The organism is Pantoea sp. JZ29 (assembly GCF_035190385.1).
Lineage (GTDB): Bacteria > Pseudomonadota > Gammaproteobacteria > Enterobacterales > Enterobacteriaceae > Pantoea > Pantoea stewartii.
The window spans coordinates 4262410-4285243 of sequence record NZ_CP045241.1; the positions used below are offsets into that span (position 1 = coordinate 4262410).

General features: G+C 50.6%; 19 protein-coding genes, 1 tRNA gene and 2 other RNA genes. 9 read left to right on the plus strand and 13 right to left on the minus strand.

What is annotated here, in order from left to right:
• Window positions 1-527 precede the first annotated feature (527 nt).
• The 11 genes from dppF to GC090_RS19775 all read right to left on the minus strand — a co-directional run bounded on the left by dppF (window position 528) and on the right by GC090_RS19775 (window position 10642).
• A complete protein-coding gene (dppF, locus tag GC090_RS19725) occupies window positions 528-1550 on the minus strand; it encodes a dipeptide ABC transporter ATP-binding subunit DppF (RefSeq protein ID WP_033737317.1) in 1023 nt (340 codons plus the stop codon).
• On the minus strand, window positions 1540-2526 hold the full coding sequence (gene dppD, locus GC090_RS19730) for a dipeptide ABC transporter ATP-binding protein (protein ID WP_006121410.1): 987 nt from the start codon (window positions 2524-2526) through the stop codon (window positions 1540-1542). The genes dppF and dppD overlap by 11 nt, the downstream gene beginning before the upstream one ends.
• A gap of 12 nt (window positions 2527-2538) precedes the next feature.
• Window positions 2539-3441: a dipeptide ABC transporter permease DppC gene (gene dppC, locus GC090_RS19735; RefSeq protein WP_006121409.1), complete on the minus strand. Its 903-nt coding sequence runs from the start codon at window positions 3439-3441 to the stop codon at window positions 2539-2541.
• Window positions 3442-3450: 9 nt separating this feature from the next.
• The gene (gene dppB / locus GC090_RS19740; protein WP_324020657.1) at window positions 3451-4470 is read right to left on the minus strand and encodes a dipeptide ABC transporter permease DppB; all 1020 of its coding nucleotides are present in this window, start codon (window positions 4468-4470) and stop codon (window positions 3451-3453) included.
• 205 nt (window positions 4471-4675) lie between these two features.
• Window positions 4676-6286 carry a dipeptide ABC transporter periplasmic-binding protein DppA gene (gene dppA / locus GC090_RS19745; protein ID WP_006121407.1) on the minus strand — a complete coding sequence of 537 codons (1611 nt, stop codon included), beginning with the start codon at window positions 6284-6286 and terminating at the stop codon, window positions 4676-4678.
• 898 nt (window positions 6287-7184) lie between these two features.
• A non-coding RNA gene (locus GC090_RS19750) (RtT sRNA) lies at window positions 7185-7312 on the minus strand.
• A 33-nt stretch (window positions 7313-7345) separates the two neighbouring features.
• A non-coding RNA gene (locus GC090_RS19755) (RtT sRNA) lies at window positions 7346-7473 on the minus strand.
• Between the two features lie 33 nt (window positions 7474-7506).
• A tRNA-Pro gene (locus GC090_RS19760) sits at window positions 7507-7583 on the minus strand.
• Between the two features lie 125 nt (window positions 7584-7708).
• Complete coding sequence (gene eptB / locus GC090_RS19765) at window positions 7709-9400, minus strand: kdo(2)-lipid A phosphoethanolamine 7''-transferase (protein ID WP_289367705.1); 1692 nt, start codon at window positions 9398-9400, stop codon at window positions 7709-7711.
• Window positions 9401-9654: 254 nt separating this feature from the next.
• Entirely contained in the window at window positions 9655-10083 is a 429-nt protein-coding gene (locus GC090_RS19770; RefSeq protein WP_006121405.1) for an organic hydroperoxide resistance protein, read from the minus strand.
• A gap of 94 nt (window positions 10084-10177) precedes the next feature.
• Complete coding sequence (locus GC090_RS19775; protein ID WP_054634736.1) at window positions 10178-10642, minus strand: MarR family winged helix-turn-helix transcriptional regulator; 465 nt, start codon at window positions 10640-10642, stop codon at window positions 10178-10180.
• A gap of 62 nt (window positions 10643-10704) precedes the next feature.
• Between GC090_RS19775 and GC090_RS19780 the strand changes: the two genes are divergently transcribed.
• The 4 genes from GC090_RS19780 to tnaB all read left to right on the plus strand — a co-directional run bounded on the left by GC090_RS19780 (window position 10705) and on the right by tnaB (window position 14775).
• On the plus strand, window positions 10705-11298 hold the full coding sequence (locus tag GC090_RS19780) for an HD domain-containing protein (RefSeq protein WP_006121403.1): 594 nt from the start codon (window positions 10705-10707) through the stop codon (window positions 11296-11298).
• A 363-nt stretch (window positions 11299-11661) separates the two neighbouring features.
• Window positions 11662-11739, plus strand: a complete 78-nt coding sequence (gene tnaC / locus GC090_RS23295; protein ID WP_071988795.1) for a tryptophanase leader peptide — start codon at window positions 11662-11664, stop codon at window positions 11737-11739.
• Window positions 11740-11998: 259 nt separating this feature from the next.
• A complete protein-coding gene (gene tnaA / locus GC090_RS19785; RefSeq protein ID WP_133745818.1) occupies window positions 11999-13414 on the plus strand; it encodes a tryptophanase in 1416 nt (471 codons plus the stop codon).
• A 113-nt stretch (window positions 13415-13527) separates the two neighbouring features.
• Complete coding sequence (tnaB, locus tag GC090_RS19790) at window positions 13528-14775, plus strand: low affinity tryptophan permease TnaB (RefSeq protein WP_006121401.1); 1248 nt, start codon at window positions 13528-13530, stop codon at window positions 14773-14775.
• A 101-nt stretch (window positions 14776-14876) separates the two neighbouring features.
• On the opposite strand, the gene GC090_RS19795 is transcribed toward tnaB, so the two are convergent.
• Window positions 14877-15170, minus strand: a complete 294-nt coding sequence (locus GC090_RS19795; RefSeq protein WP_006121400.1) for an HTH-type transcriptional regulator — start codon at window positions 15168-15170, stop codon at window positions 14877-14879.
• 984 nt (window positions 15171-16154) lie between these two features.
• Between GC090_RS19795 and GC090_RS19800 the strand changes: the two genes are divergently transcribed.
• The 5 genes from GC090_RS19800 (at window position 16155) to GC090_RS19820 (ending at window position 21561) form a co-directional block, all read left to right on the plus strand.
• Entirely contained in the window at window positions 16155-16871 is a 717-nt protein-coding gene (locus tag GC090_RS19800; RefSeq protein ID WP_006121399.1) for a DUF3053 domain-containing protein, read from the plus strand.
• A 437-nt stretch (window positions 16872-17308) separates the two neighbouring features.
• Window positions 17309-19243 carry a PTS mannitol transporter subunit IICBA gene (locus GC090_RS19805; RefSeq protein WP_054634740.1) on the plus strand — a complete coding sequence of 645 codons (1935 nt, stop codon included), beginning with the start codon at window positions 17309-17311 and terminating at the stop codon, window positions 19241-19243.
• A gap of 94 nt (window positions 19244-19337) precedes the next feature.
• Window positions 19338-20486: a mannitol-1-phosphate 5-dehydrogenase gene (mtlD, locus tag GC090_RS19810; RefSeq protein WP_324020658.1), complete on the plus strand. Its 1149-nt coding sequence runs from the start codon at window positions 19338-19340 to the stop codon at window positions 20484-20486.
• Between the two features lie 7 nt (window positions 20487-20493).
• On the plus strand, window positions 20494-21096 hold the full coding sequence (locus tag GC090_RS19815; protein ID WP_172677666.1) for an MltR family transcriptional regulator: 603 nt from the start codon (window positions 20494-20496) through the stop codon (window positions 21094-21096).
• A gap of 102 nt (window positions 21097-21198) precedes the next feature.
• Window positions 21199-21561, plus strand: a complete 363-nt coding sequence (locus GC090_RS19820) for a YibL family ribosome-associated protein (RefSeq protein WP_006121395.1) — start codon at window positions 21199-21201, stop codon at window positions 21559-21561.
• Between the two features lie 9 nt (window positions 21562-21570).
• On the opposite strand, the gene GC090_RS19825 is transcribed toward GC090_RS19820, so the two are convergent.
• Window positions 21571-22533 (minus strand): VirK/YbjX family protein, encoded by a 963-nt coding sequence (locus tag GC090_RS19825; protein ID WP_324020659.1) that lies wholly within the window; start codon window positions 22531-22533, stop codon window positions 21571-21573.
• Window positions 22534-22834 lie beyond the last annotated feature (301 nt).

The window sequence follows — 22834 nt, forward strand, 5'->3', positions numbered from 1 at the left end:
GATAATTCTGATTACAAAACCAACAGATTCAATAAGAAAGCTTAATGCTAATTAGTTGTGTTTAGCAAAAAATGAGCACTAACTCACATATATTTCGTAAAATTATTGAGACAGCCTTAAGTAAAATATCAGCCTCAATGATTAACATCTAAGTATCTACTAACCCAGGGAGCATGGCTAACACAACTCCCTGTATTGGAAAGCAAAAAAAAGCTGTCTCGTGTACTGTCGTTTTTACAGCATTCTGACATTGGTGCTTAAGGGTTGTGAGAATATTGAATTATGGTTGGTAAAGTATTACTACGCGAATGCGTGGCCAACAAAACCTGTATTCTTCAAATCCGGCGGCACGTCACATCCCAGGATTTATGAATGCCGCGAACGGGCAGAGGAAGAACATGCCACTAACCAGCGGTGCATTTTGGCGATGAGTGACGCCAGGAAGGTAACGACAGCGTTGCGGGCTTCTACAGTCAAGCGGAATCACCTGTCGTTTACCTACAAGGATTCCGCCTGACAGGACATCTCTAGCGCGTCACATCACCTGACGCAATCAGTTGGTTTTCATCCTGATCAACCGCAAAACAGGCTATCTGCTGCTCACCGTACTGCTTCAGTTTCGGCTGCAACTGAACACAGGTGCCAAAACGGCGACGGCAGCGCGCATTGAACGCGCAACCCGGAGGCGGATTGAGCGGGCTGGGGAGTTCACCGGTCAGCTTGATACGTTCACGACGATCGTCAGGATTCAGACGTGGCGTGGCCGACAGAAGCGCCTGGGTGTAAGGATGGCGGGGATGAGCAAAAATCGCCTCTTTACTGCCCTTTTCAACGCAGCGTCCCAGGTACATCACCATCACGTCATCTGCAATGTGTTCAACCACCGACAGATCGTGAGAGATGAAGACATAAGACAGCCCCATGTCTTGCTGCAGATCCATCATCAGGTTAAGCACCTGCGCACGCACTGACACGTCCAACGCCGAAACCGGTTCATCTGCGATTAAGACATCCGGATCGAGCATCAGGCCACGCGCAATCGCAATACGCTGACGTTGTCCTCCGGAAAACATATGGGGATAACGGTCATAGTGCTCGGTTTTCAGACCGACTTTGGCCATCATTTCCAGCGTTTTTTCACGCCGCTCGGCTTTAGTGAGCGAAGTGTTAATGATCAGCGGCTCTTCCAGAATCTGGCTGACTTTTTTACGCGGGTTTAGCGAACCATAGGGATTTTGAAACACGATCTGAATTTTCTGTCGACGCAGCTTTTGCGCCTGCGGATCGTGTTTTAATAAATCCTGACCATGCCAGTAAAGCTGCCCTTCCGTCGGCGTTTCAATCATAGTCAGTAAACGGCCTAACGTGGATTTGCCGCAGCCTGACTCCCCCACCACGGCCAGTGTTTTTCCGCGCTCCAGGTTAAAAGAGACACCATCCAGCGCTTTGACCAGCCGCTCCTGACCAAATAAGCCTTTTTTCACCGGATAGTGTTTTTTCAGGTCAATAGCCTGCAGCAGATAGTCGTGCTTCGTTTTCTCAGGACTCATAGGTTGGTCTCCCGGCATCGTCCAGCGGATAGTGACATTTGGACTGACGTCCCGGAATCGTCCGCAGTTCAGGTTCTTCTTTACGGCAGCGATCGTTAGCATAAGGGCAGCGTGGATTCAGCAGACAGCCCATTGGACGATCGTATTTGCCTGGCACTACCCCCGGCAATGAGGCCAGGCGTGCTTTATCGGCCGCGAATTCTGGCAGCGCACGCAATAACGCCTGCGTGTAAGGATGACGGGGGGCTTTAAAGATATCGGACGCCTTGCCGCTCTCTACTACCTGGCCGGCATACATCACAATGATATGGTGGGCCGCTTCTGCCACCAGTGCCAGGTCGTGCGTGATCAGGATCAGCGCCATGTTTTCCTGCTTTTGCAGGTCCAGCAGCAGTTCAATGATCTGCGCCTGAATCGTCACGTCCAGCGCGGTCGTCGGTTCATCGGCAATCAGCAGCTTTGGACGACAGGCGATCGCCATCGCGATCATCACGCGCTGGCTCATCCCACCAGACAGTTGATGCGGATACACATCCAGCCGCGAGGCCGGATCGGGAATCCCCACCTGATTCAGTAGATCAATCGCCCGCTGGCGGCGGGTACTTTTATTACCGCCCTGATGGACCTTAATGGCTTCCATGATTTGGTAACCCACGGTATAGCAGGGGTTCAGGCTGGTCATCGGGTCCTGAAAAATCATGGCCACTTCGGCGCCCACCAGCTGACGGCGCTCTTTTTCAGAGATACGCTTTAGATCGCGTTGGTTGAATTCGAGTTTTTCCGCCATCACCTTACCGGGGAAATCGATCAACCCCATGATAGCCAGAGAACTGACGGATTTACCCGAACCCGACTCACCGACAATGCCCACCACCTGGCCCTGTTCAACCTGATAACTGATGCGGTCTACTGCGCGGAACGGTGCCTTATCGTCGCCGAAATGCACCGATAACTTATCTACATTTAATAACGCCATCTCGGTGCCTCTTTACTGCTTGAGTTTCGGGTCGAGTGCATCACGCAAACCATCGCCCATCAGGTTAAATGCCAGCACGGTCAGCAGAATGACTAATCCGGGGAACGTCACCACCCACCAGGCACTTTGCGCGTACTGCAATACGTCGGAGAGCATAGTGCCCCACTCCGGCGTTGGCGGTTGCGCACCCATACCGAGAAAGCCCAACGCCGCCATATCAAGAATGGCGTTGGAAAACCCTAACGAGGCCTGAACAATTAACGGGGCCAGGCAGTTAGGCAGAATGTTCACAAACATCTGACGCAGCATACCGGCACCGGCGACACCTGAGGCCGTCACATAGTCACGATTGACCTCAACCAGTACCGCCGCGCGTGTCAGACGGATATAGTGCGGCAGCGCGACAAAGGTCAGAGCAATAGAAGCATTGACGATCGACGGACCAAAAATGGCGACCAGAACAAGGGCTAACAGCAGGCTAGGCAGCGCCAGCATAATGTCGACCAGACGCATAATCGTGGCATCAACCGCTCCACCGATATAGCCCGCCAGCAGGCCGAAAATCACGCCAAAAATCAGCGACAACACAACGACCATGCAGCCCACCAGCAAGGAAAGGCGCGCGCCGTACATCAAACGCGAGAGGATATCGCGCCCCACATCGTCGGTGCCCAGGATATAGCTCCAGCTTCCTCCCTCCTGCCACACAGGTGGATGCAGCAGGGCATCACGGAACTGCTCCGCCGGGCCGTGCGGTGCCAGCACCTCGGCAAAAATGGCAATTAAGAGCATCAGAATGATGTAAACCAGCCCGATAACCGCGCCTTTGTTACGTTTAAAGTAGTGCCAGAACTCCTGAATCGGGGTCATCGGCTTAGGTGCGACATTCACACTCGCGGGATCAACGACAGACATGATGCCCCCTTATTTCTTATGACGTATGCGCGGGTTCACCACGCCATACAGCAGATCAACCAACAGGTTGACCAGGATAATCAGGATAGCCGTCAGCAGCACACCGCCCTGCACGACCGGATAATCACGGCGTTGCAGCGCTTCGATCAGCCAGCGCCCCAAACCCGGCCAGGAGAAGATGGTTTCGGTCAGGATGGCCCCTGCCAGCAAGGTGCCCACCTGCAAACCGATGACCGTCACAACCGGCAACATCGCATTACGCAGAGCGTGAACGACGATAACGCGCATACGCGTCAGGCCTTTCGCCCGGGCGGTGCGGATATAGTCTTCACCCAGCACTTCCAGCATAGAAGAGCGCGTCATGCGCACGATGACGGCCAGCGGAATGGTGCCCAGCACAATCGCGGGCAGAATTATATGCATGACGGCATCTTTGAAGTCGCCAGGCTCTCCCCAGATGAACGTGTCAATCAGCATAAAACCGGTCAACGGATGGCTGTCGTCCAGAAACACCGTATCTGCCACGCGACCTGAAACCGGTGTGAGATTGAGCTGGACCGACACCAGCATAATCAACATGATGCCCCACCAGAAAATCGGCATCGAGTAGCCGGTCAGGGAAATCCCGACCGCAGTGTGATCGAATACAGAACCACGTTTTACTGCGGCCAGAACGCCAACCGGAATCCCCACGGCGACGGCAAACATCATGGCGCAGATCCCCAGTTCCAGGGTGGCTTTAAAGCGCGGGACGAATTCAGTCCATACAGGAATGCGGCTCTTCAGTGAAATACCTAAATCACCGTGCAGCACACCGTTGATATAGTGCAGATACTGTTTCCACAGCGGCTGATCGAGCCCCATCATCGCCATTAACTCAGCATGGCGCTCGGGGGAGATACCGCGTTCACCTGCCATGATCAGCACCGGATCGCCCGGGATCATATGCACAAACGCGAAGGTCAATAATGTAATACCGATGAACGTTGGGATGACAAGCCCCAGACGCCGGAGTATGAACTGCAGCATAGGCGTAATTCTCAGTCGTTTTCCTCTGGCCCTGGCCAGAGATAACATTGCTCATTAACCGCATCCCGCGACAGCAGAACGCGACGCAGGAAGCGCTTCTTTTTGTAAAAGTAATTAGCCGGAAAAAAAAGAGCAGATAACAGGCGACCTGACACGGTCGCCTGAGGGCCGGTAAAACCGGCCCTGACTGCAGTAATCCGAAAGGTTATTCCTGAATATCGACGGTATCGAAGTGATGTTTACCTAATGGATCAACGACATAACCAGTAACTTTCTTGCTTACAGGCTCATAAACGGTTGAGTGAGCGATGATCAGCGCAGGCGCCTGGTCATGCATTACAACCTGAGCCTGCTTGTAGTACTCAATACGTTTGTTGTGATCGGATTCCGCACGTGCTGGCTGAATCAAATCTTCAAACGGCTTGTAGCACCAGCGCGAATAGTTAGAGCCGTCTTTCGCCGCCGCACAGCTGAACAGCGTTGCGAAGAAGTTATCGGGATCCCCATTATCGCCAGTCCAGCCCATCATGACCGTCTGGTGCTCACCCGCTTTGGCACGTTTCAGGTACTCGCCCCATTCATAGGTGACAATCTTGGCTTTCACGCCAATTTTCGCCCAGTCAGCCTGAATCATCTCTGCCATACGGCGCGCGTTCGGGTTATAAGGACGCTGAACCGGCATTGCCCACAGATCGATAGAGAAACCATCCGGCATACCGGCTTCTTTCAGCAACGCTTTGGCTTTCTCTGGATCGTAGGCATAGTCTTTAACATCGTTGTTATAACTCCACATTGTCGGTGGAATCAGGTTTTTCGCTGGCTGGCCGGCGCCCTGATAAACCGCATCAATGATGGCTTTCTTGTTTACCGCCATGGTCAGTGCCTGACGCACTTTCACGTTATCCAGCGGTTTTTTCTCGGTGTTGAATGACAGGTAACCGACGTTCAGACCTGGCTGCTCCATCAGGTTAATTTTGCTGTCTTTCTTCATGCTGGCGATATCAGCCGGATTCGGATACGGCATGATCTGACATTCGCCTTTCTGCAGCTTGGCGTAACGTACTGACGCATCGGGGGTAATCGAGAAAACCAGACGATCGATTTTTGGCTTGGTTCCCCAGTAATCCGGGTTGGCTTTGTACAGGATACGTGAGTCTTTCTGGTACTGCTGAAGCACAAACGGCCCGGTGCCCACTGGATTCAGGTCAATTTTTTCAGGCGTGCCGGCTTTCAGCATGTTGTCAGCGTATTCTTTGGACATGATGGAGGCGAAATCCATGCCCAGATCAGCCAGGAAAGGCGCTTCAGGACGCGTCAGCACAAAGCGAACGGTATGATCGTCTACTTTTTCGATTTTGCTGATCAGCTTTGGCATATCCATACCTTCAAAGTACTCGTAGCTGCCGCCAGAGACGTTGTGGTACTTGTTGTTTTTGTCTAACTGACGCTCAAAAGAAAACACGACGTCATCCGCGTTAAATTCACGCGTAGGTTTGAAATCTTTAGTCGTTTGCCATTTCACGCCGTTGCGCAAATGGAAGGTATACGTTTTACCGTCAGCACTGACGTCCCACTTTTCAGCCAGTCCGGGTACCAGTTCGGTCGTACCGGTTTTGAATTCAACCAGACGGTTATAGATTGGAACAGAGCTGGCATCATACGTCGTACCCGACGTAAAGAGTTGCGGGTTAAACCCTTCCGGAGAACCTTCAGAACAATAAACCAGGGTTTTCGCCTGAACACCTGCGGCTACGGTCATGGCGACGAGGCTCAGACCGACCTTCAGCATCCTGGATTTGGCCAGGGAGTTGATCATGCTTTTGCTCCATTGTGATGTGTTGTTGTGTGCATTGCCCGACCTCTGGTTTTTTTATGCGGTTCAGGCGGTCCACCCTGATCGGGTGATAAGAGTGAGATATTTTTGTTTTGATAATGCTGATTGATAAGTACCCATCAGAAAAATCTGTATCTGCACCGTTATTGACGCATCAATTTGTCAACAGTTGCAAAGAACGTCAATACAACGGTTAGTTATTTACACAGAGTGTGAGGAATAGCAAGCAACGATAAAAAAAACCCTGCGCGCGCTAACGCCCTATATTGCACAGTGGCGTGGCTTTATTTCCGCGCATTCTGCTACGACAGGCATTGTTAAGCAGTCATTACCACTAAATAAAATCGTACATCATTTAGCGCCAAATGTTGGATATCTGAACGATTCCCTGTGCGTTATGACGTTCATACAGCGGAAAATGCTGATATTTTCTCGCAAAAATTTAACATTTTGCGTTTTTACTGCATAACCAAAACTTATATTTCGCCTGCCAGCATCCCTCAGACAACAAGGCCTGCATCGCATTGAGACGGCAAAATAGCGGTCTGTCATGAAATTGCGCTGCAAGGATGTGTTATTGGTTTTTCACAAAATTACTGACATGAGATTTTCTAATAACAAACCCATAAAGGCTTGCTGTGATGACGTAATTTTCACAACACGTCATAAGCCCCGTCACAAACACAGGTGACGATGACTATGTCAGGCCGCAGCAAAAAAGCTGTTTTATCATTGGGTTAAAAACTAAACAGAAAGAGTAAAGATGGCCCCCTTTATTAACGAAACCCTGCGCATGCACGGCGCAAGCTGCCTTCGGCAGTTCTCATTCGCTTTTATTCAGGCAAAAAAAACCTGTCTTTGCAGACAGGTTTCTTAAACAGGGTCGGCGAGAGAGGATTAGGCTTACTGCGTGAGCCCCCTTCGGGCCGTTGCGTTCGCAACGTTGTCTCGCTTCGCCCGGCGCAAACCGCCTCCGGAGGTTCTCATCCTCTTTTATTCAGGCGAAAAAAAACCTGTCTTTGCAGACAGGTTTCTTAAATATGGTCGGCGAGAGAGGATTAGGCTTACTGCGTAAGCCCCCTTCGGGCCGTTGCGTTCGCAACGTTGTCTCGCTTCGCCCGGCGCAAACCGCCTCCGGAGGTTCTCATCCTCTTTTATTCAGGCGAAAAAAAACCTGTCTTTGCAGACAGGTTTCTTAAATATGGTCGGCGAGAGAGGATTCGAACCTCCGACCCACTGGTCCCAAACCAGTTGCGCTACCAAGCTGCGCTACTCGCCGATGGGGGCGCATGTTACTGCTCCCCCTGATAAGCGTCAACCGCTTTTTGCGCTTTTAAGGCCAATCGCCTGGAAAGCAGGCGGTCAGCGGCTTCTCGGCGTTATCAATCCAAAATCCCTGTGTGATTACAGCGCTTTAGTCGCCGTTCTGGCTGGCGCCTGACACCAGTTGTTCGCCTGCTTAATTCCACCATCGGGCGAGGTATAACCCAGGCAGCCCAGAATCGTATCAAACAGCTCAACATGACGATGGGTTTTGCCCGTACGCTGTTGCGCCTGCAGTCGTTCAAAGTTTTCGCGATTCGTAGAGTCCGCCAGGTATTTGTCCGATGCCCAGACCATCATCGGCACGCGGAACTGCTCTGGTGGTGCCATCTCACGCGGCGTGCCGTGCAAATGCATATTGTCGCTAATCGATTCACCATGATCAGAGGCATAGAAAACAATCGCTTTCTTATCACGCAGCTGATCCAATACGCTGTCCAGCATGCTGTCGACGTAGAGTACCGAATTATCATAGGCATTAATCAACTGCGCTTTGCTGCAGGTTTCATCCACGCCCATGCATTCAGGCTGGTAACGCGCAAAACTGCGCGGATACCGTTGCGAATAGAGGTAATGGGAACCTTTGGTATGCAACACAACCAGATGCTTACCTTTTGGATAACGCTGCAATGATGCCTGCAGCTCAGGTACAAGCAGCATATCATCCACTGACTTGCCCTGATTGCGTGGTTCTGAACCGATCTGCTCACGGAAAGAGAAGTTATTAGCGTTGATGTTATCGTAGAACCAGACTTCACTCTGCATCGCAAACAGCTCTGAGGTGAAGCCTAGCTCTTTCATTACCGCGAAAACATTTTGCTCTTTTAACGTCCGGCCAGGATTATCCATGGTGCCGCCTTCACGTACAAACATACAACGTAAAGACAGCTTGGTCGCGGTATCACAGGATTCACCGCGGAATGCGACCAGATTTTTCTCCTGAGAAAGCTTCGGCGTGGTATTACGCTCGTAGCCCAGCAATCCCATATGGTCCCAGCGCGTGGTTTCGCCGATAACGAATACAACGTAAGTATCATCTAAGCCCGGCGGCGCAACATAGGTAAACTTTTGGGCAGGATCCAGCAGTTCATGGTTTTCCAGCGTTTCGTCGACTTTCGTCCAGGTAAACAGGCCCAGCGCGGCCAGCCAGTTAGAGGGTAAATAGGAGTGCGCAACTACGCCGCCATAACTGGGCAGATCGATATTGGTCACTTCCTCATTGTTTTTTTGCAACTTATCAAGGTAGCGGATGGGCAGCCAGACGAGGGCGACGCAAGCCAGCAGGATAAGCGTGGGCTTAAGACGCTGTCCTGGTGTGCGCAGTTGCTCATTGAGCGTCATGCTAAGACTGTTACGCCAGATGAAGAACAACGGCAGCGCACTGGCCAGGACCATCCACAAAATGAAGTGATAGCCCACGACCTCTTTAGACAGATCGGTATCGGTTGTCATCACGGATGCAACAATGCCATAGCCGATAACCACATTAAAAAAGGCCATGTAATAGGCGGCGGCGACAGAAATCAGCACGATCAACGTGGCCAGAATACGGTAAAACACTCTTCCACCCAGCGATAACAGCCGCATCAGGAAAAACGTTAACAGTACGATAGCCACAACCTCTGTAAGCGCGGTGAGCCAGGTTGTCACGGTTGAGGTTGTCAACAGTCCCGCAAAGCGGCGATAAAAAATCGGCAAATTCAGCAGGATACCGAGATACAAAGCCAGCAAGAGCGACAGCTTTTGCTGTGTTAATGATTTTATATAATTCATGAAAAATGGAGTTTCCCCGGACTAAGCGCTTAATCAAACGTTAATCTGACTGCCATATTTCTGCAGAGTTCGCGAATTAAGCAAGCCGGTTAAATAAGAAGAGAATTCTGAGCGTTTTGACATGCCCTGATATAAAGCGGCACAGTTAAGCACGCGGCCACGCTATAAACCAGAAAATAATCCTGTTCAGCACGATCCGGGAAGTGGGCCAGAAGAGAAAGTAAGGAAGGGCCCGGAACCAGGCCCTTGATCGCTTAGCGAATAATGTTCAGTGTTACGTCAATATTGTTACGTGTGGCATTTGAGTAAGGACACACGATGTGCGCGGCGTCAACCAGCTTCTGTGCTTCTGCTTCATCCATGTCAGGCAAGTGGATATTCAGCGTCGCTTCGATACCAAAACCATTTGGGATTGGACCAATTCCGACTTCACCTTCAATCCATGCATCTTTTGGCATCGCAATCTTGTCGCGGCCAGCAACAAATTTCATCGCACCCAGGAAGCAAGCTGAGTATCCCGCTGCAAAAAGCTGCTCTGGGTTAGTGACTTCGCCACCTGCGCCGCCCATCTCTTTTGGCACACCCAGTTTGACATCCAGCACGCCGTCAGAAGACGTTGCGCGGCCATCACGACCACCGGTAGCTTTAGCTTTTGCACGGTAAACCACTTGTTCTAAAGACATCGCTTTTCTCCATTGCACTATTTAATCGCTCGCTACTCATCACAACGTAGTCGAACAGTGAAGGTTAATTTACTGCCTGTACTCATTAGAAAATTTAGCGCGGAGCCATCAGTTTGTCACGTAACTGGTTGAGCTGTAGCTTAAGCGCATACATCTCGTCCTCGCTACAATCTGACGCACACTGAATGTCATCAGGAATACTTTCAGCCTGCTGACGTAAAGCCCACCCGGAATCCGTTAAGCTGACCACCACCTGACGTTCATCCTGACGGGAACGCTGACGGTTGATTAAGCCCGCATTTTCCAGACGTTTCAACAGCGGCGTCAGCGTCGCTGAATCCAGAAAAAGCCGTTCGCCTATTTCTGACACCGTGAGTGAATCCTGTTGCCACAGCACCAGCATGACCAGATATTGCGGATAGGTAATATCCATCTGGCTAAGTAACTTGCGATAGACTTTATGCATCGCCAGATTGGCGGAATAAAGTGCGAAGCAAAGTTGCTGATCGAGCAACAGTGGCGCTGCTTTCACTTTTTTGTCATCTTGATAACTGTTCATGGAAGTAATATAGATAGCACACTAGTTAATTGCAAGCAATTTATGACAGCCGGGGGTAGTGCATGCAGGATTCTTTGGAAGAACAGGCACGACGCTATGCCACGCAGGTCCATGCTGAATCAGGACAGCGGCGTAAATATACCGATGAGCCCTATATTGTTCATCCGACAGCCGTGGTGGAGTTGGTCAGAAGCGTAACCGATGACCCGGTTATGCTGGCCGCTGCCTGGCTGCACGATACTGTAGAAGATACGGCGACGACACTCAACGATATTGAAAATCATTTCGGCCCGGAAGTGGCCCGACTGGTTGAAATGCTGACCGATACCGCCCCCACGCAGGCAAAAAATCGGGCAGCCAGAAAAATGGCGCATTTCCGTCATACTGCCCAGGCCAGTCCTGAAGCGCAAACTATCAAGCTGGCCGATATTATTGATAACACACGGGCCATCGTCCGCTTCGATCCGCACTTCGCCCGCGTTTACCTGATTGAAAAGAAAATTCAGATTGGCCTGCTCAAAGAAGGCAGTGAAGTACTCTGGCATCAGGCCTCGACAAATATTGAAAAGGGCATTGCACAGCTAAGTCAGGCACCGTACAGCGTGCCCGAGAACTGGTTTATAAAGCAGGCAGCGCGGTACGGCGGGTTACGTTGACGCTGACTGAGTATCTTTCTCACAGCAGGTAAACGCCAGCCATAGTCGAATCTGAACGCAGCGCTGGCTGTTCCGGTTCCCGAAATGCGTCACCGGGCCTGTCGTCCGAATCCCTGTGCTGCGAGTACGCCGCTGTTTTTTCCTGATGGCAGACGCCGTGGAAACGTAACGGTGTAATAATAACGACGACAGGGCCAGCAATAGGCTTTTGAAACAGATCCAAATCCAGGTTAAATCAGTAATAATTTACCTTTAACGAACACTTTTATTACTGTGATAGTAATCACGATAGCCTACAAAAACGATGGACTTATAAAGATAATAGAATAGGGTAATATTATGTTTAATGAGAGTTGAAACATTATGATTATCTTAAACAATCCTGCCCTGTTATCTAAATGGTTTAACCTTGACAATATTATCGTCAATCATCGTCCTTAATCCCTTCCTTTTACCGTTCTGAGCACTCGCTGGCTTATACCTCCGGTGTCGCGGGTGCACGCACGCGCATCCTGATTTCATTAAGACTGCATAAATAGTGTCGTCCTGTTGCATCGCTTTTCTCGCTCTTTTTACAGGCTACGTACCCTGCCGTCTCAGCGAAATTCATGGACATTTAAATTTAAAAGAATGGCCACGCCTGATTTTTATTTATTTGCAAAAGTCACGGCACCGGCATGCCTGAATAAAAGGAAGAGCAATGAATAACTTTAAACATTTACCGGAACCTTTTCGCATTCGTGTTATTGAACCCGTTAAACGGACGACCCGCGAATATCGCGAGGCGGCGATAATAAAAGCGGGTATGAATCCTTTTTTACTGGACAGTGAAGACGTTTTTATTGATCTCCTCACGGACAGCGGCACCGGCGCAGTGACACAAAACATGCAGGCAGCCATGATGCGGGGCGACGAATCATACAGTGGAAGCCGCAGTTACTATGCATTAGCCGATGCCGTGAAAGCCATCTTTGGGTATGAATATACCATTCCGACTCATCAGGGCCGGGGTGCAGAGCAAATTTATATCCCGGTATTAATTAAAAAACGTGAAAAGGAAAAAGGCCTCGACAGAACCAAAATGGTGGCTTTTTCTAACTACTTCTTCGACACCACGCAAGGACATAGCCAGATTAACGGCTGCACTGTCCGAAACGTTTATATCAAAGAGGCTTTCGATACCGCAGTACGTCATGATTTTAAAGGCAATTTCGACCTGCAACGTCTGGAAGACGGTATAAAGGAAGTGGGTGCCCGTCACGTGCCTTACATTGTGGCGACGATCACCTGCAACTCGGCTGGAGGACAACCTGTCTCTCTGGCCAACTTAAAAGCCATGTACCAAATCGCAAAGCAATATGACATTCCTGTGGTCATGGATTCAGCCCGTTTCGCTGAAAATGCCTACTTTATCCAGCAACGTGAAAAAGAGTACCAGGGCTGGACAATCGACGCGATTACCCGGGAAAGCTATCAATATGCCGACATGCTGGCGATGTCGGCCAAAAAAGATGCCATGGTGCCAATGGGCGGCTTGCTCTCCTTCAAGGACGACCGCGTCTTTGACGTCTATACAGATTGCCGAACACTGTGCGTCGTGCAGGAAGGTTTTCCCACCTATGGCGGCTTAGAAGGCGGTGCGATGGAACGGCTGTCAGTAGGGCTTTACGACGGGATGCGTCAGGACTGGCTGGCCTATCGCATCAGCCAGATTCAGTACCTGGTAGACGGGCTGGAATCCACAGGTGTGACCTGTCAGCAGGCTGGAGGGCACGCTGCTTTTGTCGACGCCGGTAAATTATTGCCTCATATTCCCGCCGATCAGTTTCCGGCTCAGGCCCTGGCCTGTGAGCTGTATAAGGTGGCAGGCATTCGGGCGGTAGAGATTGGATCATTTTTGTTAGGTCGTGATCCGAAAACGGGTAAACAGTTGCCCTGCCCGGCTGAATTGCTGCGTCTGACCCTTCCCAGGGCCACCTACACGCAAACGCACATGGATTTCATCATTGAAGCATTCGGACATGTGAAAGAGAATGCGGCCAACATAAAAGGCTTAACCTTCATCTATGAGCCTGAGGTATTGCGCCACTTCACTGCAAAACTTAAAGAGATTTAACCGTCATACCTGTAAAGTGAGCGGCTGTCAGCGACAGCCGCTCTGCCGCATCGCTCTGTTAACCTCACAACAATAAAAATGATAAACATGAGATACCGTATTGAGAGGACACCATGGACGATCATCCACATCAAAAACATTCCGCCTTTTGGGGCGTGATGGTTATTGCCGGCACGGTCATCGGTGGCGGCATGTTTGCACTGCCCGTTGATCTGGCCGGCGCCTGGTTTTTCTGGGGCACTTTTATCCTGGTGATCGCCTGGTTTTCCATGCTGCATTCCGGTCTGTTATTGCTGGAGGCCAATTTAAATTACCCACCAGGCTCAAGCTTTAATACATTAACCAAAGATCTGCTGGGTCAAAAATGGAATGTAGTTAGCGGCATTACCGTTGCGTTTGTGCTGTATATTCTGACGTACGCCTATATCTCAGCCAATGGTGCGATTATCAGCGAAACGTTGTCCGCTCACACGGGCCTGACTTTGCCTGCCCGCGTCGTTGGCATCGGCACCGCGGCAGGTGTTGCTGGCGTGCTGTGGATAAGCTCACTGGCAACAAGCCGGATTACATCCCTCTTTCTCGGCGTTAAAATCCTCGCCTTTATCATTGTTTTCGGTTCATTATTTTTTGACGTTGACTATGCCATTCTCAGCGATGCCAGCAGCCTCAGTGACACGCATTCTTACTTCGCCTGTATCTTTATGGCTATCCCTGTCTGCCTTGCTTCATTTGGTTTTCATGGCAATATTCCCAGCCTGATAATTTGTTATGGCAAGCAGAAAGACAAGCTGGTGAAAAGCCTGGTTCTGGGCTCCTTACTGGCGCTGTTTGTCTATCTTTTCTGGTTGTATTGCACTATGGGCAATATCCCGCGCGAAAGTTTTAAAGGCATTATTGCGTCGGGGGGCAATGTTGACGCCCTGGTGAAGTCGTTTATGGGCACCCATCCCGACAGAGTTATTGCCTTTTTCCTGCTGGTTTTTTCTAATCTTGCCGTTGCCAGCTCTTTTTTTGGCGTCACGTTGGGGTTATTCGATTATCTGGCGGACTTGTTTAACATAGAAAATACCGCCGTTGGGCGAGGCAAAACGGTGCTGCTCACCTTTCTTCCCCCCAGCCTTTTGTACCTGATCTTTCCAAATGGCTTTCTCTATGGCATTGGCGGCGCAGGCTTATGCGCAACGGTGTGGGCCGTCATCGTGCCTGCCCTACTGGCAATGCAGTCCCGGAGACGCTTTCCCGACCAAATTTTTACCGTGTGGGGTGGCAGAATCATTCCCGCCATGGTCATCATTTTTGGTGTCGTTGTGATTGTCTGCTGGGTAGGTAACGTACTGGACGTGTTACCGAAGCTTGCCTGATAAGACGCTGGCAGGAAATACGGATGGCGTTGTGTGCTGGAGGCTAAACAGCCGGCCACCCTTGTGACCGGCCTCACCTGTAAACGGGTGGGTTTTAAAACTTAATCAAGCAGCTGACGTCCAAGATACGGATTGGCGTGAAGTAATTTCATCAATTTCTGTGCCGTTGCTGAAGGGCGCGTACGCTGTGCTTCCCAACTTTTAACCGAAGAAACGCTAACACCCATGATTTTTGCAAACTCATCGACCTGCATTCCCGCCATTTCGCGCAGACGTTGCGGCTCTGGCATTGCAGGTTGACGCTGAGTTTGCAGCGCAACAGGGCTGTTATCACGTGTCAAAACAATCTGCTCAAGGCTGCTGAGCAATTCAAACATAGGATCTTTTAACTCCATAGAGAACTCCTTAAAACTCACTATGAATCACGTGAAAGAAGGTACACGAACCTGAAGTCAGGTTCAGAAACCGGACTAAGCAAGCTGCATCCCATAAGAGTTTGTATTTATGATGAAAATCTTATGGGACACAGCCTGTACTGCACCGCTGCTTAAACATGACAACGCAATGCAACATATGCCGGGAGACTAAGTATGGATAGAGACCTGACAATTTGCAGTGCAAATTAAACATTTTTTTTAACTTTACAATTCTGAAAAAAGGCTAAAAACCCTAACCGTTTGATGCAATTGATTTTGTTGATACGGCATCCACTTCGCGTTCCGATCTTTTTTTCTTCACCCTCTTCGGTGAATAAATCTTCAGAACCCCGCACGCGCTTACAACAAAAGAATTTGCAAAATATGCGCCAGATCTTTCGATTTTCTACAACAAAACGGTCAGTACCAGCAATTTATCAAGCTACGCACTGGCGATGCCGTGGCTGTCATGCCGCCAGCGCCCAAAGACATAACGGTTATCAGGCAATCACCAGTACGATTAATCCTGCTCTGTCATCTGGACAGGCCCTTCCCATAGCGAGCCAGAGCAACGGGTTGCACTACTTTAAGGCAACTGAACAATGAAAGGGCATTTAGAGGATAGTTGTTAATACAGCCTGCACCCGGTACGGGATGCTCAGGCAGTGAGCGCGGTCCGGGCAGGCTTAACAAAGGGCGTCTGAACAGGCCCCGCTCCGGGTTTATTCTTACTGCCTTTACAGCACGAGCCGCCCCTTATCGGGTATGGAAAAAAGCCTTTTCACTGCTCTTTAACAGGCTTTGTAAACGGATGAGGCCCTGATTTTACGTTTAACCTCTTTTTTCTTACCCATAATGGCCTGACAGCGCGCTTTCACATTGTGTGGCCATTAACGTTTGTTCTATTCTTTAGGCCACTGCTTACCCGGACATCAGCCAGTTTTACTGACAGGAGTTGAACCCATGGCTTCAGGAATTTCCCGCGTCCTGGCACGCAGCGGCATTATGCTGGCTGGCGTGCTTATCGTTCTGCAACTCACCGCGTGTGGTGATAAAGAAGGCGAACAACGCAAAGCGTTTATCGATTTCATGCAAAATACCGTTATGCGTAGCGGTGAACATCTGCCGAGTCTGAGTGAAAACCAGAAACAGAGTTTTGGTCCCTTTGCTGGGGATTACGCGATTTTGTATGGTTTCTCACAACAGGTGAATAAGACGGTCGATCAGGGCATGCGCCCGGTCGTGGATGAGCTTTCTGCTATTCGCGTGCCGCAGGACTACCTGAGTCGCCGGGATTCTCTGGCTCAGGCCACCAGCGCCCTGACCGTCGCCACCCAACAACTCGAAAGCGCCAAAATGCAGGCGGATAAGAGCAAAGCCGGTCTGAAACAGTCTGACGATCTGAAAAAGGTTTTCGATACCGCCTATGACAAGGTCGTCACTCAGCCTGCCGCTCAGTTGATCCCATTGTTACCTAAACTCCAGGCGCTTAGTCAGGATGCGGTTAAAACTGGTGAATTTCTTCAGGCACAGGGGACACGCGTCAGTTTTAATAATGGCGGAGTCCAGTTCCCTACTCAGGAACAGGCTACCCAGTACAACAGCCTGATGACCAGTTTATCAGCGAATGTCCAGGCACTGACTCAGGCCAAGAATGCCGTTCAGGGCACGGGACAATAAATTTCACACGGACAGATTAGCGACTGTCCACCTCATAATCACTTCACCACGCGCTTACGCTTCATAAAAACGGGCCAGATCAAAATGTGATCTGGCCCGTTTTTTATTAAATTAAGTTGTGACTTTAATCACATTTTATAAACAAAGCAGCATGATAAAAGTGTGATAAATATCACTTAAAGTAAAAATAAATGGTCAAAATTTGGTCATAACTTTCCTGTATGACCCTTATTTTGTGATCTAAATCACTTAAAACGCCCCTGTCACCCCGTCATAAATGTGACCTGCATCACTCATGGGGTCACCCACTACGCAGGCCAATATTCGCGTGATAAAGTCCGCCTGCATACAGTAATACTGACGGCGCATCGCCGTAGTGGCTAAACAAAAACAAACGCGCGCTCCTGTTGCAGCGCGTCTCAACAAGGGGTGGGCTTATGTCCTCATCAGTAAAGGTCAAAGTTCAAAGCTTTGGTCGCTTTTTGAGTAATATGGTGATGCCTAACATCGGCGCGTTTATCGCCTGGGGTATTATCACCGCGCTGTTTATTCCAACGGGCTGGATTCCAAACGCAACACTGGCGAAACTTGTCGCCCCGATGATCACTTACCTGCTGCCATTGCTAATTGGCTTTACAGGTGGGCGTCTGGTGGGAGGCGATCGCGGCGGTGTGGTGGGTGCCATCACGACAATGGGCGTGATTGTCGGTGCTGATATGCCGATGTTCCTCGGCTCGATGATCGCAGGCCCGCTTGGTGGCTGGGCAATCAAGTCATTTGACCGCATGGTTGACGGCAAAATCAAAAGCGGCTTCGAAATGCTGGTTAACAACTTCTCTGCCGGGATCATCGGCATGTTGTTGGCGTTGCTGGCCTTCCTGGCGATTGGTCCCCTTGTCGAAGGTTTGTCACATATTCTGTCCGCTGGCGTCAATTTGATGGTGCAAAATAACCTGCTGCCATTGACGTCTGTCTTTGTCGAACCGGCGAAAATCCTGTTTCTTAATAATGCTATTAACCACGGCATCTTCTCACCGTTGGGGATTCAACAGGCAAGCGAAGCCGGTAAGTCAATCTTCTTCCTGATTGAAGCCAACCCAGGCCCGGGTATGGGCGTACTGATGGCCTATATGTTCTTTGGTCGTGGTAGTGCGAAGCAGTCTGCCGGCGGTGCGGCTATCATCCACTTCCTGGGCGGTATTCACGAAATCTACTTCCCTTATGTCCTGATGGCACCACGCCTGCTGCTGGCCGTGATCCTCGGCGGTATGACCGGCGTGTTTACTCTGACGGTTCTGCATGGCGGCCTGGTTTCTCCTGCCTCACCGGGTTCTATTCTGGCAGTATTAGCCATGACGCCAAAAGGCGCTTATTTTGCGAATATTGCCGCCGTCTTCGCTGCTTTTGCTGTTTCCTTCGTGGTCTCTGCTATTTTGCTCAAAACCAGCAAAGTGAAAGAAGACGATGATATCGAAGCGGCTACGCAGCGCATGCATGATATGAAAGCCGAGTCAAAAGGACAGGCGGTGTCAGGTGCCGCGGTTGCCAGCGATGCGATGAGCGTTGACCTGAACCATGTGCGTAAAATCATCGTGGCTTGTGATGCCGGCATGGGGTCAAGCGCTATGGGGGCAGGCGTACTGCGTAAGAAAGTTCAGGATGCAGGCTTAACGCATGTGTCGGTAACCAACAGCGCCATTAACGCGCTGCCGGGTGATGTTGACTTAGTCATTACGCATCGCGATTTGACCGAACGCGCCATTCGTCAGGCTCCTCATGCCCAACACATTTCACTGAATAACTTTCTGGACAGTGCTCTGTACAGCACGCTGACCCAGCGCCTGGCGGCGGCAAACCGGAGTGAAGCGAACCGGGAAGTCGTACAGAAAACATTGGGTGACAGCTATGATGACGGCAGTGCCAACCTGTTTAAACTGGGGGCGAGCAACGTGTTCCTGGGACTGAATGCCAGTAATAAAGAGCAGGCCATCCGCTTTGCGGGTGAGCAGTTGGTGAAAGGGGGTTATGTTCAACCCGAGTACGTTGATGCGATGCTGGAGCGGGAAAAGCTGACGCCGACATACCTTGGCGAGTCGATCGCGGTCCCGCACGGCACGGTTGAGGCTAAAGACCGGGTGCTGAAAACCGGTGTGGTTTTCTGCCAGTACCCTGCTGGCGTGCAGTTTGGTGATGAACCCGATGAGGTGGCGCGCCTGGTCATTGGTATCGCCGCCCGCAATAACGAGCATATTCAGGTGATCACCAGCCTGACCAACGCACTTGACGATGAGCAGGTCATTGAAAAACTGGCTCATACCAACAGCGTTCAAGATGTGCTGGATCTGTTATCAGGCAAGCCAGCGTTAGCCTGATTCGGTCCGACATTTTCCCTGGGGCGGTTATGCCCGTCCCACTTTGTTGGGGCGGACATGCCCGCCCCGTTGTCATTTGATATGGGTCAAAATTATGAAAGCGTTACATTTTGGAGCGGGTAATATTGGTCGCGGTTTTATTGGTAAACTGCTGGCAGACGCAGGTATTGAGCTGGTTTTCGCAGATGTGAATCAGACGGTACTGGATGCCCTGAATGCCCGTCATGAATATCCTGTGCATGTCGTCGGTGAACAGGCCAACGTCGACATCGTTACAGGCGTCAGCGCCGTTAACAGTACCAGCGACGATATTATCCCTCTGATCGCTGAAGTTGATCTCGTTACCACTGCGGTTGGCCCGCAAATCCTGGAACGCATCGCCACCAGCGTCGCCAAAGGTCTGGCCAAACGCAGTGATAACGGCAATGTTCAGCCGCTAAATATTATCGCCTGTGAAAATATGGTTCGCGGTACCAGTCAGCTCAAACAGCATGTGCTCCAGGCACTACCGTCCCAGTATCACGCCTGGCTTGAGGCGCATGTTGGCTTTGTCGATTCTGCGGTTGATCGTATTGTACCGCCTTCTGAAGCCGGCAGTGAGGATCCGCTGGAAGTCACCGTGGAAACCTTCAGCGAATGGATTGTGGATAAGACCCAGTTTAAGGGCGATCTGCCCACCATTACGGGCATGGAACTGACTGACAACCTGATGGCCTTTGTTGAGCGTAAGCTTTTTACACTCAACACCGGCCACGCGATTACGGCCTACCTGGGACAACGGGCTGGCCACCAGACCATCCGCGATGCCATTCTTGATGAGGGTATTCGCGCCGTCGTTCAGGGTGCCATGGAAGAGAGTGGCGCGGTGCTCATCAAACGTTATGGGTTCGACGCCGATAAACATGCTGCCTATATCCAGAAAATCCTGGGCCGCTTTGAAAATCCTTACTTAAAAGATGATGTTGAACGCGTGGGTCGGCAGCCACTTCGTAAGTTAAGTGCGGGCGATCGCCTGATTAAACCAACGCTGGGCACACTGGAATACGGATTGCCGCATGCCAATTTGGTGAAAGGGATTGCGGCCGCCATGCACTACCACAGCGACCAGGATCCGCAGGCGCAAGAGCTGGCTGCACTGCTGGCGGAAAAAGGGCCACAGGCAACCCTGGCTCAGGTATCTGGCCTGGAGGCTGACAGTGAGATTGTAAAAGAAGCCGTTAGCGCCTGGCACGCCATGGCATAATAACGCCATGTTAGCAATCCAGATCGGGGGCGATGACGTCGCCTCCGACAGCAGTACGACATTGACGCAGGCCATAATGGAAGAAAAGCAGGCTTTTGAAAATCGTGTGCTTGAACGTCTGAACGCGGGGCGATCGGTGCGGAGCTTTCTGTTCGCCGCAGTTGAACTGCTGGCCGAAGCCGTTAATGTGCTGGTGTTACAAGTATTCCGTAAAGATGACTACGCCGTGAAATACGCCGTGGAGCCTCTGTTGCTGGGCGACGGCCCGCTCGGCGAGCTGTCGGTCAGGCTTAAGCTGATTTATGGCCTTGGGGTGATTAGTCGTCATGAATATGAAGATTGTGAACTGCTGCTGGCCCTGCGCGAAGAGCTGAATCACGACGCGGGCGATTATCGTTTTACCGATGATGAAATCCTGGGTCCTTTCGGTGAATTGCATTGCGTCTCAGCCTGGCCGCCGGTTCCCACCTTACAGGCAGACGATCCCGCCTTACAGGCGATGCAGCAGCAACGCTACCTGCAAATGGTGCGCTCCACGATGGTCCTGTCTCTGACAGAACTCATTTCTCGTATCAGCCTGAAACAGGCGTTTAAGAAGGCATCCAGCTAAATCCTGCGGGGAGCCTGAACCGCTCCCTCTTTCACCCTTCTCCCGAGAATCTGTCGTGAATTTGGTGTATCCTTAGCCTGTTTTCCTCAACGAGTTGTTGTCATGAAAGAGCAAGAAAAGAACGAAATTAAACGCCTCAGCGATCAACTGGACGCGCTGAACCGTAAAGAGCCTCAGCTACTGGAAGCGGGTGATGCTGAAAAGCTGGGCGCGCTTTTAAAAGAGAAAGAAACGCTGGTGACGGAAATTGAACGTCTGCGCAATCAGCGCGACGCCAAATTGAGCCAGGAAGCGCAAAAACTGCAGAAACTGCCGTTCAGCCGCGAAATTACCAAAAAAGAACAGGCCAATCTGGGTGCCTTAAAGAAAAGTGTACGCGGCCTGGTTGTCGTGCACCCTATGACCGCGCTGGGACGAGAAATGAACCTGCAGGTCATGACAGGCTTTGCCAAAAGCGCCTTTTGATGTGTGCGATCAGGCAGCCGCCTGATCCACCGCATGCTGGCCAGTAGCCGTATTCACCTGCTCTGCCAGCGTATCCAGCAGCGTATAACGACGGCGGTATTCGGCCCGCTTCTTGCTGGCAATGTCCTCAAGCGTTTTTCGTGGCAACATCAGCGGCAGCGCAAACATGCCGTCAGCGCGGGCCTGACCATTCAGCGTCAGCCAGAATTCACTGTAGCTGGCGAAAAACTTATCACCTTTGCTATGACGATAACGCAGGCTACGAAAAACATGGGTTTCGTCGCCAACCGCCGCAATTTTCTTAACGCCGCATTGCTGAGCCAAAATAAATACAACTTCCATTAACAGGCGTTTAGGAAATAAGCCGTGTGCGGCTTTCGTTGCATCACGAATAACATCATTTGAGATATGTTTACGTGGTCCCTGCAAACCACCAATCAGCAAAGTTCGCTGTTTTTCGTCATTCATAATGGTAAATGACAGAGAAGCCAGCGCCTCATTTTCATAACGTAAAACAACCGTGACTTCTCCTTCACGATCGAAATATCCGGAGCGACAAGTAATATTGAACGCTTCATTATTTCTACCTTCAAACCTGGCAAGGACTGTCTCCTCTCCGCTTTGCAGAATCTGGCGAAGCTGACTGTTCTCCAGACTTCCCATCAACGCATAATGATCAAGAATCGCCTGCGCCCGTTGCGCGACGCTCATCCCCGCACGCAGATAGGGGCGATGAAGTTTTGCAGGTAACAGCCCCTGTACGTGCATTAACTGGGTGATTCTTGGTAACGCAGAAAGTTGCTGTAAATAACGCAAAGTCGTAACAGGCGCAATAAGCGTTCTTAAAGCAAATTTAAGCCGGAAAAGACGGCTACGCCAGAGTTTGTTAGGGACGTACTTTCCGCTAAGTAACTGGAAAAATAAACCGGCGCAGGAATCCGCCGTCACATCATGTGTAGTATAAATAGACATAGCCTACGTTCTTATTAGTCTGATAGTGACACTGATGATAAAACGACCGGCATCAACGGCAGGTTAATGACTCAAATTGTTAAAAAATTAGCGGGATAAACTGACGCTTCGTTTAATGATTGTTTAGAATGCTAAGCCTGTCTGGCTGTTGCAGGTAAGAACGGCGGTTTCAGAATTGTAAAATGCGGGGCGGCAGTATCGCTAAGCAAGCGTTACTATTGCGTCTACGAGGATTATCAGGGGAAGGAACATCCTGCGGGCGTAAAAAAACCGGCAGAGCCACTCTGCCGGTTGAAAGTAC

Bases quoted from the DNA above. Each gene is read 5' to 3' on its own strand.
- dppD (WP_006121410.1), bottom strand. From the start codon at position 2,526: ATGGCGTTATTAAATGTAGATAAGTTATCGGTGCATTTCGGCGACGAT.
- GC090_RS19805 (WP_054634740.1), top strand. From the start codon at position 17,309: ATGTCCTCATCAGTAAAGGTCAAAGTTCAAAGCTTTGGTCGCTTTTTG.
- GC090_RS19780 (WP_006121403.1), top strand. From the start codon at position 10,705: ATGCAGGATTCTTTGGAAGAACAGGCACGACGCTATGCCACGCAGGTC.
- mtlD (WP_324020658.1), top strand. From the start codon at position 19,338: ATGAAAGCGTTACATTTTGGAGCGGGTAATATTGGTCGCGGTTTTATT.
- GC090_RS19795 (WP_006121400.1), bottom strand. From the start codon at position 15,170: ATGGAGTTAAAAGATCCTATGTTTGAATTGCTCAGCAGCCTTGAGCAG.
- GC090_RS19815 (WP_172677666.1), top strand. From the start codon at position 20,494: ATGTTAGCAATCCAGATCGGGGGCGATGACGTCGCCTCCGACAGCAGT.
- tnaB (WP_006121401.1), top strand. From the start codon at position 13,528: ATGGACGATCATCCACATCAAAAACATTCCGCCTTTTGGGGCGTGATG.
- GC090_RS19825 (WP_324020659.1), bottom strand. From the start codon at position 22,533: ATGTCTATTTATACTACACATGATGTGACGGCGGATTCCTGCGCCGGT.
- GC090_RS19820 (WP_006121395.1), top strand. From the start codon at position 21,199: ATGAAAGAGCAAGAAAAGAACGAAATTAAACGCCTCAGCGATCAACTG.
- dppC (WP_006121409.1), bottom strand. From the start codon at position 3,441: ATGTCTGTCGTTGATCCCGCGAGTGTGAATGTCGCACCTAAGCCGATG.
- GC090_RS19775 (WP_054634736.1), bottom strand. From the start codon at position 10,642: ATGAACAGTTATCAAGATGACAAAAAAGTGAAAGCAGCGCCACTGTTG.
- dppB (WP_324020657.1), bottom strand. From the start codon at position 4,470: ATGCTGCAGTTCATACTCCGGCGTCTGGGGCTTGTCATCCCAACGTTC.
- GC090_RS19800 (WP_006121399.1), top strand. From the start codon at position 16,155: ATGGCTTCAGGAATTTCCCGCGTCCTGGCACGCAGCGGCATTATGCTG.
- dppF (WP_033737317.1), bottom strand. From the start codon at position 1,550: ATGAGTCCTGAGAAAACGAAGCACGACTATCTGCTGCAGGCTATTGAC.
- tnaC (WP_071988795.1), top strand. From the start codon at position 11,662: ATGATTATCTTAAACAATCCTGCCCTGTTATCTAAATGGTTTAACCTT.
- dppA (WP_006121407.1), bottom strand. From the start codon at position 6,286: ATGATCAACTCCCTGGCCAAATCCAGGATGCTGAAGGTCGGTCTGAGC.
- eptB (WP_289367705.1), bottom strand. From the start codon at position 9,400: ATGAATTATATAAAATCATTAACACAGCAAAAGCTGTCGCTCTTGCTG.
- tnaA (WP_133745818.1), top strand. From the start codon at position 11,999: ATGAATAACTTTAAACATTTACCGGAACCTTTTCGCATTCGTGTTATT.
- GC090_RS19770 (WP_006121405.1), bottom strand. From the start codon at position 10,083: ATGTCTTTAGAACAAGTGGTTTACCGTGCAAAAGCTAAAGCTACCGGT.